Origin of the sequence: Marinilabilia salmonicolor JCM 21150, from assembly GCF_000259075.1 — a bacterium.
GTDB lineage: Bacteria > Bacteroidota > Bacteroidia > Bacteroidales > Marinilabiliaceae > Marinilabilia > Marinilabilia salmonicolor.
The window spans coordinates 125,134-139,051 of sequence record NZ_AJKI01000010.1; the positions used below are offsets into that span (position 1 = coordinate 125,134).

Annotated in this window: 8 protein-coding genes; all 8 read left to right on the forward strand. The window is 43.0% G+C overall.

Annotation, left to right across the window (positions count from 1 at the left end):
* Positions 1-58 precede the first annotated feature (58 nt).
* The 8 genes from W7W_RS0106670 to W7W_RS0106710 all read left to right on the forward strand — a co-directional run bounded on the left by W7W_RS0106670 (position 59) and on the right by W7W_RS0106710 (position 13,829).
* A complete protein-coding gene (locus W7W_RS0106670) occupies positions 59-1,162 on the forward strand; it encodes an alpha/beta hydrolase-fold protein (RefSeq protein WP_010663030.1) in 1,104 nt (367 codons plus the stop codon).
* A gap of 18 nt (positions 1,163-1,180) precedes the next feature.
* A complete protein-coding gene (locus W7W_RS0106675; RefSeq protein WP_010663031.1) occupies positions 1,181-2,335 on the forward strand; it encodes an alpha/beta hydrolase-fold protein in 1,155 nt (384 codons plus the stop codon).
* Between the two features lie 14 nt (positions 2,336-2,349).
* Complete coding sequence (locus W7W_RS0106680) at positions 2,350-3,528, forward strand: esterase (protein WP_010663032.1); 1,179 nt, start codon at positions 2,350-2,352, stop codon at positions 3,526-3,528.
* Between the two features lie 184 nt (positions 3,529-3,712).
* Positions 3,713-5,281 (forward strand): carboxylesterase/lipase family protein, encoded by a 1,569-nt coding sequence (locus tag W7W_RS0106685; protein WP_010663033.1) that lies wholly within the window; start codon positions 3,713-3,715, stop codon positions 5,279-5,281.
* A gap of 27 nt (positions 5,282-5,308) precedes the next feature.
* On the forward strand, positions 5,309-7,417 hold the full coding sequence (locus W7W_RS0106690; protein ID WP_010663034.1) for a glycoside hydrolase family protein: 2,109 nt from the start codon (positions 5,309-5,311) through the stop codon (positions 7,415-7,417).
* Between the two features lie 260 nt (positions 7,418-7,677).
* Positions 7,678-10,242: a glycosyl hydrolase 115 family protein gene (locus W7W_RS0106695; RefSeq protein WP_010663035.1), complete on the forward strand. Its 2,565-nt coding sequence runs from the start codon at positions 7,678-7,680 to the stop codon at positions 10,240-10,242.
* A gap of 165 nt (positions 10,243-10,407) precedes the next feature.
* On the forward strand, positions 10,408-11,244 hold the full coding sequence (locus tag W7W_RS0106700) for a sialate O-acetylesterase (RefSeq protein WP_010663036.1): 837 nt from the start codon (positions 10,408-10,410) through the stop codon (positions 11,242-11,244).
* An 839-nt stretch (positions 11,245-12,083) separates the two neighbouring features.
* Positions 12,084-13,829 (forward strand): glycoside hydrolase family 43 protein, encoded by a 1,746-nt coding sequence (locus W7W_RS0106710; protein ID WP_010663037.1) that lies wholly within the window; start codon positions 12,084-12,086, stop codon positions 13,827-13,829.
* The last annotated feature ends 89 nt before the right edge of the window (positions 13,830-13,918 follow it).

Sequence of the window (13,918 nt, forward strand, 5' to 3'; positions counted from 1 at the left end):
GATATATAGCAAATAAAAATGCAGAAAACATTTACTAACCAAATAATCAAGACTTATTATGAACCACAAAATCAAAACACTTTTAGCAATATTTCTGATTTCCGGAAGCTACTGCTTTGCCCAGTCAGATGATAAAATAATCGAAGATTTTGAACCTTCATCAGTAAACCAACCTGGCCATGAATACCCGATGGTCAACTCTGAAGGCCGTGTGCGGACACAAATATTTGCACCTGATGCCAATTACGTGAAGCTCGACATTGGCGGAGTGAAATACGACTTGGTGAAAGATGCGGAAGGTATGTGGATAGGAGAATCTGCCCCTCAGGATGTGGGGTTCCATTACTATCAGTTGAATATTGACGGAGCCTCAGTGCCCGATCCCGGAACGCTCTTTTACTTCGGTGCTTGTCGCTGGGGCAGTGGTATCGAAATTCCATCCGACGATCAGGATATGTTTGCTGTAAAAGATGTTCCCCATGGGCATGTTCATGAAATTCTATTCCCTTCAGAAAGTACTCAGACATCGCGTAAAGCATTTGTTTACACTCCTCCGGGATATGAAAAAGAGACTTCGAAACATTATCCTGTTTTGTATCTGCAACACGGTTATTGCGAAAACGAGACATCATGGGCCAGACAGGGACATGCCAATTTAATTATGGACAATTTGATTGCCGAAGGAAAAGCCAAACCATTCATTGTTGTGATGACTTATGGAATGACCAACGAGATTGAATTTGGCGGTCTCCGTGAGTTTGACATCACACCCTTCCAAACCGTTTTAGTTGATGAACTGATTCCTTACATCGACTCTAACTATCGCACATTGAACAACCAGGAGAACCGCGCTATGGCAGGCTTATCTATGGGTGGTTTCGAGACAAAATTGATTACCCTGAACAGACCTGACGTATTTTCCTATTACGGCCTTTTTAGTGGTGGTGTATATAATCCTGAGGAGATTAAAAATCATGAAAACCTGAAGCTCGTTTTCATTAGCTGTGGAAGCAAAGAACGTCCTGATGGTGTAAAAAATGCTGTATCTGAGCTACAAGAATCAGGATATAATGCTGAGTCGTACATTTCGGAAGGAACGGCTCATGAATTCCATACCTGGAGGCGAAGCTTACATCAGCTTGCCCAGCTATTGTTTAAATAATTCTTACAGATTAGGTTTATGAGATACATACATTTATTAATAATCTTATCCCTGTTAAGCAGTAATTTTGTTACTGCCCAAACAGAGAAGGTTAAGGAGGATTTTAAGCCTTCATCGGTAAATCAATTGGGCAAAGAGTTCCCTCAAGTCAATTCTGAAGGTCGTGTTCGTGTTCGCATTGAAGCTCCGGGAGCCAACAATGTTCAACTGGACATTGGAGCAGTAAAATATGACCTTACAAAGGATGAAAATGGCGTTTGGACAGGAGAATCAGCGCCCCAGGACGAAGGTTTTCATTATTATCAGCTGAATATTGATGGTGCATCTGTCCCGGACCCCGGAACCAAATACTATTATGGTGCGGGTCGCTGGGGGAGCGGCATTGAAATTCCCGCTCATGACAGGGATTTCTATGCATTAAAAAAAGTCCAACATGGCCTGGTCAGCGAAAACCTTTATTATTCCGACATTACCGAATCCTGGCGACGCTGTTTTGTTTATACTCCTCCCGGATATTATAAGGATATAAACAAACGTTACCCCGTACTTTATCTTCAGCATGGTAGTTTTGAAGATGAAACCGGCTGGTCAAACCAGGGACATGCCAACCTCATCCTTGATAATCTGATTGCCGAAAAAAAGGCTGTTCCGATGATGATTGTGATGGATAACGGCTATGCATTCAAAGCACAAGACAAAGACGCAACGGGCCGCCCGGCTATGGTATTCGAAGAAGTGATGATGAAGGAAATTATCCCCATGATTGATGCCCGTTTTCGAACGTTGACTGATCGTAAAAACCGTGCCATTGCAGGTCTTTCAATGGGAGCCAACCAAACCATGCGCATTGCCATGAACAACCTGGACAAATTTGCCTACTACGGAGGTTTTAGTGGCACCGCAAATTATCCAAGCTCCGATGAAATTGATGTAGAAACATTTTTAGACGGAGCGTTTGCAGATGGCGAAAAAGTGGATGAACAGCTAAAAGTCCTGTGGCTCGGATTAGGCACGAAGGAACCTGAACCTTTTCCGGGATCTATAGGTGCATTTGTAAATATGCTAAAGAAACAAGGCATACAATACGAGTATTACGAATCGCCCGAAACTGCACATGAATGGCTCACGTGGCGCCGAAGTCTTTATCAGTATGCCCAATTATTATTTAAGTAGTTTATATCAATATTATGAACAAACACTGGACTTATATCTTTGGCTTGATCTTGTTTACGAATTCTGTTTATGCACAGCAAGCCAATATCAATTTGGAGTATAACCCTCAGGAAAACACTGAGGGCTATACCCCGTTTAGCGCCCAGGTAAATTCACCTGAAGTGCACAACGACCAGACCGTAACATTTCGCATCAAGGCACCCAATGCGGAAAAAGTTGAATTACCTGCCGGTGCCATTCACACTGCTCTTGACAAAGGACGTGAACCTATTCCCTTCACAAAAGGTGAAGATGGTATCTGGACATTAACCATTGGCCCCTTAAAACCGGATATGTATGCTTACCACTTACTGGTTGACGGAATACAAATTGCTGATCCAAATAACACTTATGCTGCATTTACAGCAATGCCTCCCTACAGTCAGCTAATTGTTCATGGAGATGGCCCCGCCTATTACGATGCTCAAATTGTTCCTCACGGTAATGTTACGCGTCATATTTATCATTCGGATGTCACTGAAGGTGAACGCGAACTTTACGTTTATACGCCTCCGGGATATAAAGCTGACAAAAAGTACCCTGTTCTCTATTTATTAGGTGGAAGTGGTGAGCTGCCCTCCAACTGGGTGTATGATGGCCGGGTAAATTTTATTATGGACAATCTGCTTGCTGAAGAAAAAGCAGAACCGATGCTGATTGCCATTCCAAATAATCAGGTAATTCATCGCAACCACCCCCAACATGCCGACCTGACATTTGACATTTTTGAAAAGGAGCTCCGCGAGCATGTTATTCCTTTGGTCGATAAAAGCTACAGCACAATTCAATCGCCGGAGGGAAGAGCTATCTCAGGACTATCCATGGGTGGTCGTCACAGCATGTTTATCGGCTTCCGTTCACTCGATAAATTTGCCAACTTTGGAATTCTCAGCGCCGGAGATACAGATGCTGAAACATCGTTAAAACAGTTCTTAAACGATCCTGATGTAAACGATAAAGTTGATTACCTTTTTGTCGGACAAGGAACAAAAGAAGCTCAAAGCTTTTTTAATCACAGATGCCAGGCCCTTCACGATGCATTAACAAACCATGATATCGAACACGATTATTATATTGGCGGAAATGGCGGTCATGACTGGTCCACCTGGCGGCATCTTTTGTATTACCGGTTTTTACCAAATCTCTGGAAATAAAATAATCAAGGCTTAAGTATATAGTTGCATGTGTATATTTCTTTAAACTAGACCCTTTTCGTTTTTAGGCCAGTGCCTCCGCTAAAGCTACGGCGACACGCGGAATGCCCAAAAGGACAATAAAGAATAAATTAAAAATTGGCCTGCTGACTTTTTAAGCAGGCCATAATAAACCCACATACCAATGAAAAACACAAAGACATTAATCTTCATACTTTTGGTTTTTTGGATGATCTCATGTACCAGCCAGCAAGAACCCGGCCAGGTAGAAGTCGAAGGCGGCACTATTCAGGGAACAGTTACCGAAGACCTGACCATTTACAAAGGTATTCCTTTTGCGGCTCCTCCGGTGGGCGATTTGCGCTGGAAAGCACCACAACCGGTTAAAGCCTGGGAAGGGGTCAAACAGACTACCGAATATGCTCCTGCCCCGATGCAAGGGGGAAATCCTCCCTCAGGGAAAAGCGAAGATTGCCTGTACCTGAATGTCTGGACTCCGGCCAAAACAGCAGATGAGAAACTCCCCGTAATGGTTTGGATCTACGGCGGAGGCTTCAGTTTTGGCTCCACCTCGGAACCAGTCCATAATGGAGAACATCTGGCCCGCAAAGATGTGGTGTTGGTGAGTGTAGCTTACCGGGTAGGACAAATTGGTTTTCTGGCTCATCCGGAACTCAGTGCTGAAAGTCCCAACGGAGTGTCGGGTAACTATGGGCTACTAGACCAGATCGCCGGATTACAGTGGGTACAAAACAACATCGAAGCATTTGTAGGCGATCCCAATAACGTGACCATCTTTGGGGAATCCGCCGGAGGCATCTCGGTGAGCATGCTTTGTGCCTCTCCTTTAGCCAAAGGACTATTTCAAAAAGCCATTTCGCAAAGTGGTGGTTCTTTTGGCTCCACACGTTCTACTACCTACCCCGGTGAAAACATGAAAACCCTTGCACAGGCCGAGCAGGATGGCGTTGAATATCTGGAAAAATTTGAAACCTCGTCAATCGATGAACTTCGGGAAGTTAATGCCGAAGAATTAATCCCCCAAGGTTGGACAATGCCGGGGAGCTGGCCTATTGTTGATGGGTACGTTATTCCCGATGATCAATATAATTTATATAAAGAAGGAAAGTACAACGATGTACCGGTATTGATTGGATATAACTCGGACGAAGGCCTGAGTTTTCCAGCCGGCCGCACTCCTGAAGAATACATTAAAAATGTTAACGAACGATTTGGGCCCTATGCAGACTCTTTGCTTCAGGCTTATCCGGTAGGGGAAAACACAGTCCCCCGAAGTGCACGCAACCTGATGCGCGACGCAGCATTTGGCTGGCCCACCTGGAGTTGGGCCCGCTTACAGACCAAAACCGGTAAATCACCAGTTTACCTCTACTATTTCGATCAACATCCCGAATATTCTGAAGATTCACCACAGGCCGGTCATGGAACCCCTCATGGAGTGGACGTACCCTACGTTTTTATGCACATGGATACCTCCAATCCCAACACGACAGAAGCGGATGTGAAAATATCAAAAATCATGGGTACCTACTGGACCAATTTCGCAAAAAAGGGAAACCCAAATGGAGAAAATGTTCCTCAGTGGCCTGTTTTCAGCAATGATGATCCTCTATTAATGATTCTGAAAACAGAACCTGAAGTTGCATCAGTTCCTGATGAAGAGTCATTGAAAGTAATGGATGCATACTTTGAATGGAGAAGAACACCAGAAGGACAAGAATGGGCAAAATAACAACAAACAAATAAAAAACATTCAATCATGAACAAGTTAAACTTTTCGCTTAAAAAGCATCTCTTTTTATGGCTGATTCTCGCAATTTCTTTGTTTTCGTGTTCAAACACGAAAGAGAGTAACGACCGGAAAGATGATGCTTCATTAAATACACAATATGTTCACCATGCCGCGGGCAATCCTTACCTTCCGCTTTGGGAGCATTTACCCGACGGTGAACCCCGCGTTTTTGAGGATCCGGATAACCCCGGAAAATACCGGGCTTACATCATAGGATCTCACGATGTTCGCTATGAAAGCTACTGTGGCCCCGACATCCGAATGTGGTCTACGCCGGTGGAGGATTTATCAACCTGGCGTGATGAAGGTCCGATTTTTACTTATGAAGTAGAAGGACAATGGGATGTAATGTATGCCCCGGATCTTGTTGAAGTCAAAAGAAAAGACGGCACAAAAGAGTACTATCTTTACCCACATAGCAGGGGGCCGAATCGCGAAGCTATGGTAGCCAAAGGCACACGCCCTGATGGCCCTTTCACCCCAATAAACCTCACAGAAGATGGCACCCGCACGGTTCCCGGAAGTATTCTGGGATTTGATCCGGCAGTATATGTTGAATATGTGACTGATCCCAATGATCCTGACTATGAAATCGGCTTTAGAGCATATGGATATTGGGGATTTCAGCGGTCCATGGCTGCACAGTTAGATCAGGAAACCATGTATTCGGTACGTCCGGGGACAGACGTAATCGATTATTTTCTGCCTGCCAGTTCCAGGTACGGAGAAATCCGAGATCCTGAAGGAACAGAATATCCCTGCATTTATGAAGGTGAGGACTTAGGCAGGTTTAATTTCTTTGAGGCCTCATCAATCCGAAAAGTTGGCAATAAATACATTACCGTTTACAGCGGTTATTCAGGCCCCGATTACGGAGTTGGAAGCTCAAACTCCACCCTTCGGTATGCTGTTGGAGATACTCCACTTGGTCCCTGGAAAAGTGGTGGTGTACTGGTTGACTCACGTGGAATAGTTCCGAACCATGATGGATCAGCCTTGCAAACAACCAATGGCGGACATAACACACACGGAAGCATAGAATTAATCAACGGCCAGTGGTATGCATTTTACCACAGACCTCCCCGTAATTTTGGTTTTGCACGTCAGCCAATGGTGGCGCCCGTGACCATAGAATGGGACGAAAAACCGGTGGCTGAAGGCGGAGGTGCCAGAATAAGAGCTTATGACCCTTATGCCGAAGATGAAATCTGGACAGCCAAAGATAACCGGGGGAATGAATACACCGGAGCAGAAGTAACCTCCGAAGGTTTCCACATTTATGGGCTGGATCCATACCAATACTATTCGGCTGGTTATGCATGTTATCTCTCCAACGTTGGCCTTCAGCAGGATTCATGGGATATTTGGGAAAACCACATGCCCATCGCCAATGTAAAAAATGGAAACATTATTGGATATAAGTATTTTGGTTTCGGCGGACTTGATGAAGATAAAAAAGGGCTGAAAGCTTTTGAAGGTACAAAAGAAGGAAACGAAACAGCCTTTAATCTTTTCCTCACACCCAAAACCGACAAATCTTTTAAAGTTAATGTTTGGCTGGACGGGCCTTGGGACAATGAAACATGGAACGGTACAAAAATTGGAGAGATTATCGTTCCTGAAAACTCTTCAAAAGAAACAACAAAATTCACTATAGATGTTTCAAAATTCGTGGATCATCTTGATAAAAAGAACGCGATTTTCCTGGTAGCAGAAAGTGATAACCAGGATGAACTTTTCGATTTGGCCGGACTTGGTTTTAGCTCAAAGAACAAACAAATTGAGCGGCCAATAGCACCAAAAGTAAGCATTCTGGTTAATGGTAACTCCATAGAAGTGCCGGAAACGCCGGTCCGATCGACCAATGCAAATGGGATTGTCGGCTATGACCAATATCAGACATCTGTAAAGTTGCCATCAGGCACTACCCAGGTTCCGAATATTACCGCCAGTACAGATAACGAAGCTGTGAAAATCGACATTCAACAGTCACAATCAACCACCGGTAGAGCCATCGTGAATTGTGATTACAATGGTGTTGTAAAAACATACAATATTCATTTCACAGATAAATAGTGTTTTTCATTACATCACATTCACCAAAATCAAGGTGACAGATTGCATAGCCCGAAAACAACTCATTTAATCAGAGAAATGGAGTGTTTTCGGGTTTCACAAACACTTAATCCGGGCCTCAATAATCATAAAAAGCAATTATAAAAAGGCTCCAGAGTTTATATACGAACATTAAATAATTGACCTTTATTCCCCTTGTATTGAGAACAAAAAACCGATATAATTTCGTATTTTATTAGCTGGAACAAAAAAACAATAACATGAAATTACTTCAGACATCCTTAATTCTGGTTCTGTTTTGTATTAATGCGGTTCTTGCAAACGCAGTAGGGGATACAAAATATATAACCGAAGAGAAAAGTGAAAGCTCTTTTGCCATTGTAGAAAACGGGGAAACAGCGCGGCTATTAATTGATTCAAAAGATGATCCCGGTGTCATAAGAGCATTTAACGATCTACAGGAGGATATCTTCAAGGTAACTGATATTAAACCTGTGATGAATACCGGCAAAGCTTCCGGAGCAAAAAATGTCATTATTGCCGGAACCCTCGGTCAAAGTAAATTTATTGATAAGCTGGTGACCCAAAAAGTGATTAACGCAGATGAATTAAAGGGGAAATGGGAAAAATTCATCATCAAAACGGTCAAAAATCCATTACCAGGCATCGAAAATGCACTGATAATTGCCGGTAGCGACAGAAGAGGGACCATCTATGGCATTTATGACTTGTCGGAGCAAATGGGAGTTTCTCCCTGGTATTGGTGGGCAGATGTGCCGGTTAAGAAAAAAGAAAATGTATATGTGAAGGAAGGGACTTATACCGATGGCGAACCCGCAGTGCAATACCGCGGAATATTTTTAAATGATGAAGCTCCAAGCCTTACCGGCTGGGTAGGACAAAGATACGGAACAGACTATGGTGACCATCGTTTCTACACACGTGTTTTCGAACTTATTCTGCGCCTGAAAGGAAATTATCTGTGGCCGGCAATGTGGAGTTGGGCTTTCTATGCCGATGATCCGATGAACAGCAAAGTAGCTGACGAGATGGGCATTGTAATTGGGACATCGCACCACGAACCTATGGCCCGCAATCATCAGGAATGGGCGCGTAACCGCGATGAATATGGTGCCTGGAACTACTCTACCAATCAGGAGGTCATTGACGAATTCTTCCGTGAAGGCATCGAACGTGTCAAAGACACTGAATACCTCATCACAATTGGGATGCGGGGCGATGGCGATGAGGCCATGTCGGAAGAGACCAACGTGGAATTGCTTGAAAGAGTGGTAAAAAACCAAAGGAAAATCATTGAAGAGGTTACCGGAAAGCCAGCTAAGGAAACACCACAGGTATGGGCCCTGTACAAAGAAGTGCTTGATTATTACGACCAGGGAATGCGTGTACCTGATGATGTCATCATTCTTCTGGCTGATGACAACTGGGGAAATGTTCGTCGTCTGCCAAACGAAGAAGAGCTAAAACATCCCGGAGGCTGGGGAATGTATTATCATTTTGACTATGTAGGTGCCCCAAGAAACTCCAAATGGCTCAATGTAAGCCCCATTCAGCATATTTGGGAACAGTTACAACTGACTTATGATTATGGTGTGGACAAGCTTTGGGTGGTCAATGTAGGCGACCTGAAACCTATGGAATACCCAATTACATTGTTTATGGATATGGCATGGGAACCTACCCGCTATACTGCAGAAAATCTGATGGAGCATCCAAAAGCGTTCAGTGCACAACAGTTTGGAGAAGATCAGGCCGATGAAGCTGCACGAATAATCAATCTTTACAGTAAGTACAATGGACGTGTTACACCCGAAATGCTCGACCGCAATACCTACAATCTGGAAACCGGAGAGTGGAAAAAAGTTTCTGATGAATACCTAAAGCTGGAAGCCGAGGCTCTGCGTCAGTATTTAAGCCTGAAAACGGAATATAAAGATGCCTACAAACAACTCATTCTTTATCCGGTGCAAGCCATGGCTAACTTGTACGAAATGTATTACGCACAGGCCATGAACCATAAGCTTTATGGAGAAAACAACCCACGCGCCAACTTCTGGGCCGACAAAGTAGAGGAAGCTTTTGAAAGAGACAAAGCATTGAATTACGACTACAACAACGTGATGTCTGACGGTAAGTGGAAAAACATGATGTCGCAAAAGAAAATCGGATACACTTCATGGAACGATAATTTCCCGGCTGACAAGCTTCCGGAAATACATCGCATCGAAAACCCGGAGGATGCTGTCGGGAATTATGTTTTCACCCCAAAAGATGGCTTTATATCCATTGAAGCACCGCATTATTATGAAGTAAAAGACGCGGGAAAAGCCGAATGGACTGTTATTCCACATGTAGGACGCACATTGGGTGGTATTGCTGTTATGCCATATTCTGACCCCGTGGAGGGAGCTTCCGTTTCTTACAAAATGGAATTGCCAGAAGATGTAAGTTCGGTCACCGTTCATGTGGTAGTAAAATCATCACTGGCATTTAAGCGCCTTGAAGGTCACCGCTATAAAGTGGGCTTTAATGGTGCTGATGAAAAAGTGATCAACTTCAATGCTGACCTGAACGAAAAGCCGGAAAATATATACACCGTATTTTACCCAACCGTGGCTCGCCGGGTTGTGGAGAAAAAAGTCGATCTGCAGGTTCCGGAGACGATGGGTGGGCAGCACATACTCACAATCACACCAATGGATCCGGGTATTGTATTTGAAAAAATCGTGGTTGATTTTGGAGGATACAAAGATTCTTACCTATTTGGTGAGGAATCACCTAACAGAAGATTCATAAATCAATAATTAATTCCTCCCTGTAAAAACTCAGTTTTAAAAAAGATTGCCTCGCTCTGTACCAATAAAAATAAATTGTGACAATAGCGAGGCAATCTCTAATAACAAAACTACTTCGTTAATCCATAAACTAAAACTTGTGTAATTGTCTAATATTTACAACACTTCAAACAAATGAATATAAAAACACTGCTCTTCACCCTGACATTGGGTGCATTACTTTCGTCATGCGCCCTAAAACAACCCGACAAATCCGATTTTCAGATTTATCTCTGTTTCGGACAATCCAATATGGCAGGTGCTGCCAAAACTGAAGCACAGGATTCTATTGTTGATTCACGATTTGTCATGATGAGTACAATGGACTGCTCTGACCTGAACAGAGAAAAAGGGAAATGGTACCCGGCAACCCCACCTCTGGCCGATTGCAATGCCGGCCTCTCTCCAGTTGATTATTTCGGTAGAACAATGGTAGAGAATCTTCCCAAAAAAATAAAAGTCGGAGTTATCAATGTGGCTGTTGGAGGATGCAAAATTGAATTGTTTGACAAAGACAACTATCAGGCCTACGCAGATTCAGCACCTGACTGGATGCAGGGATGGATTGCCAATTATGGAGGTAATCCCTATGAACGCTTAGTCGAAATGGCCAAAGTGGCCCAAAAGGACGGAGTCATCAAAGGCATACTTCTTCATCAGGGAGAATCCAATCCCAATGATACGCTATGGACAGGAAAAGTTAAAGCCATCTATGACAATCTTATGGTCGACCTAAACCTGAACCCCGGGGAAGTCCCTTTGCTTGCTGGCGAAACTTTAAGCGCAGAGTACGACGGTAAATGTGCGGCTTTTAACCAATTTATCAACCAATTGCCCGAAGTACTCCCAAATTCGTATGTCATCTCATCACAGGGATGCCCCGGACAACCTGACGGGCTCCATTTCACTGCTGAAGGTTATCGAATTCTGGGCAAGAGATATGGAGACAAGATGTTATCCCTTATAAATTAACCGAAACATCATTCTTGATTACTTTCAGGCGCAGGCAGTTATTCCGGGGAGACCGAATACTTCCTGCGTTTTTTATATGGTTATTTAACCTGCTTTGTTCATGAGTTGTTGTAATAAGATGTTCAAATATCAAGAAATACAATCAACAGCAAATAAAAAGGATGCAGGAAATAATAAACTATTTTCAAATCCATTTTGTTGAGAACGGGTGTATTTCGAAGATATTTGGGCATCGGAATAAATTATTTATGAAACAAAGTTCGACGAGGGCAATAAAGCACGTTAAACCTTCATGTGTTGCTCAGTAGGCCCAAAACGCATTATGCACCAAATTTTTATTGGGGGTAGTCACCCGCCAATTACAGATTTGCCTTTAGTTTAAAATTACGTGTGTATTTTTCAAGATTGCTTTGGGCGTGTCCTTCGCGATGAACGGTAAAAATTATCTGTTTGTCACGCAAATTTGTAATAAAACATCAAGGAGAGTTGATTTCGTTTTGATCCTTTCAAAAGCAGGTATGAAATATCCAATTTCAAAAATCAACCACCCATCCAATGAATTTGCTTCCTCTTTTAACGTAACTTTTATCTGAATTTGAAACAGGAATATCTGAAATAGAAAATACTTAAGCCTCCGTGCCCTTATTTTTGTTTCAGAAGCTGCATTGCATTTTTGATTTCATTTTTCAAAACTCAGGATACAATGTGTTTTCACAATACACAATTTGCAGTTTTTGACCTTTCCAATATCTAATACTCCCAAAAACAAAATCTAATAATCTCAGCTAATCAATAATGGAAAAAATTCAAACATACATTAATAATAACATCAATAAAAAATGAAAAAAATCAGACTTCAATTATTCAAACAAAAGAACGGACAGACAATAATGCTGTCACTTTTCGTGGCCCTCATGGCTATTTCTGGATTAAATGCCCAGAATAAAAAAAACGCTCCGGTTTTTTCGGATTTCGTTTATCAGGGAAATGATGATGTCTATAAGGAATTCCCTCTGAAAGAGGACGAATTCTACAACCCTATACTGCAGGGATGTTACCCCGATCCGGCAATTATTCGTCAGGGCGACGATTACTTCATGGTGCATTCGTCCTTTGCAATGGCTCCGGGAGTACCAATCTTTCATTCCAAAGATCTGGTCAACTGGAAACAAATTGGCCATGTTCTGGACCGTCCTTCGCAACTGCAAGTGCAGCACAGTGGAATCAGTGCCGGAGTTTATGCACCAGCCATCAAATACAATCCACACAACGAAACCTTTTATATGATAACCACCCAGTTTGCCGGAGATTTTGGTAACATCGTGGTAAAAACCAAGGATCCATTCAAGGGATGGAGCGATCCCTACAAACAAAAATTCAATGGCATCGATCCATCATTATTTTTTGATGACGACGGGAAAGCCTATGTGGTACACAACGATGCTCCCGACCCGGACAAGGAGCTTTATCAGGGACATCGTGTCATCAAAATCTGGAACTATGATCTCGAAAACGATCAGGTAGTTGAAGGTTCAGATAAAATTATCGTTAACGGAGGTGTTGACTTGTCCGACAAGCCCATCTGGATTGAGATGCCACACATCTACAAAAAAAATGACAAGTATTATTTGATGTGTGCTGAAGGCGGTACCGGAGGATGGCACAGTGAAGTGGTCTTTATCAGCGACAACCCAAGAGGGCCCTATAAACCGGCACCATCCAACCCCATTTTATCGCAACGATATTTAAATCCGCAACGCGATAATAAAGTGGATTGGGCCGGACATGCCGATCTGGTTAAAGGGCCTAATAATGAAAAATACTATGGCGTATTTCTGGCCATCCGCCCCAATGAGAAAAACCTTGTAAACACAGGTCGTGAGACATTTATCCTCCCCGTTGACTGGAGTGGAAAATGGCCGGTTTTCGAAAACGGTCTTATTCCTTTTGAGCCAAAATTAAAAATGCCGGAAGGTGTTGAAAACAAGACCGGACAGGAAGGCTATTTCCCCAACGGAAACTTTACCTACCAGGAGGACTTTACCTCAGATAAACTGGATTACCGCTGGGTGGGTGTGAGAGCTTTCCCCGAAGAATTTGTCTCAACCTCTAAAAAAGGACTGACCATTACACCTTTTGAAGAGAACATTAAAGCTGTGGCTCCGGTATCCTCACTGTTTCACAGGCAGATGCACAAAAGCTTTTCTGCTACAACAACGATGGAATATAAACCCAAATCGGAAGAGGATTTGGCAGGATTAACTTGTTATCAGAGTGAAAACTTCAACTATGTCTTTGGAATTACCAAAAAAGACAAAGAGTATTTCCTGCTTCTTGAAAGAACTGAAAAAGGTAAATCCACCATCGTTGCAAGTACCCCCGTTGATATCAAAAAACCAATTCAACTGCAGGTGGTTGCGGACAATGATGATTACCGGTTCAACTACTCAGTGGATGGCCAGACCTTCCAGAATCTGGGAGGAACGGTTTCCGGAGACATCCTATCAACCAACGTAGCAGGTGGATTTACAGGTGCTATGATAGGTTTATATGCCACTTCGGCAAACGATGTACAACCTGAATAAAGTCAACATTTATACAGCATTAAGAATTGAGGAGTGAATTGTTTTCGAAATTGCCGAAAACCAATTCACTCCTACTCTTAAACCCGGGA

Coding starts and splice junctions, on each gene's coding strand:
- W7W_RS0106670 (WP_010663030.1), top strand. CDS start 59: ATGAACCACAAAATCAAAACACTTTTAGCAATATTTCTGATTTCCGGA.
- W7W_RS0106675 (WP_010663031.1), top strand. CDS start 1,181: ATGAGATACATACATTTATTAATAATCTTATCCCTGTTAAGCAGTAAT.
- W7W_RS0106680 (WP_010663032.1), top strand. CDS start 2,350: ATGAACAAACACTGGACTTATATCTTTGGCTTGATCTTGTTTACGAAT.
- W7W_RS0106685 (WP_010663033.1), top strand. CDS start 3,713: ATGAAAAACACAAAGACATTAATCTTCATACTTTTGGTTTTTTGGATG.
- W7W_RS0106690 (WP_010663034.1), top strand. CDS start 5,309: ATGAACAAGTTAAACTTTTCGCTTAAAAAGCATCTCTTTTTATGGCTG.
- W7W_RS0106695 (WP_010663035.1), top strand. CDS start 7,678: ATGAAATTACTTCAGACATCCTTAATTCTGGTTCTGTTTTGTATTAAT.
- W7W_RS0106700 (WP_010663036.1), top strand. CDS start 10,408: ATGAATATAAAAACACTGCTCTTCACCCTGACATTGGGTGCATTACTT.
- W7W_RS0106710 (WP_010663037.1), top strand. CDS start 12,084: ATGAAAAAAATCAGACTTCAATTATTCAAACAAAAGAACGGACAGACA.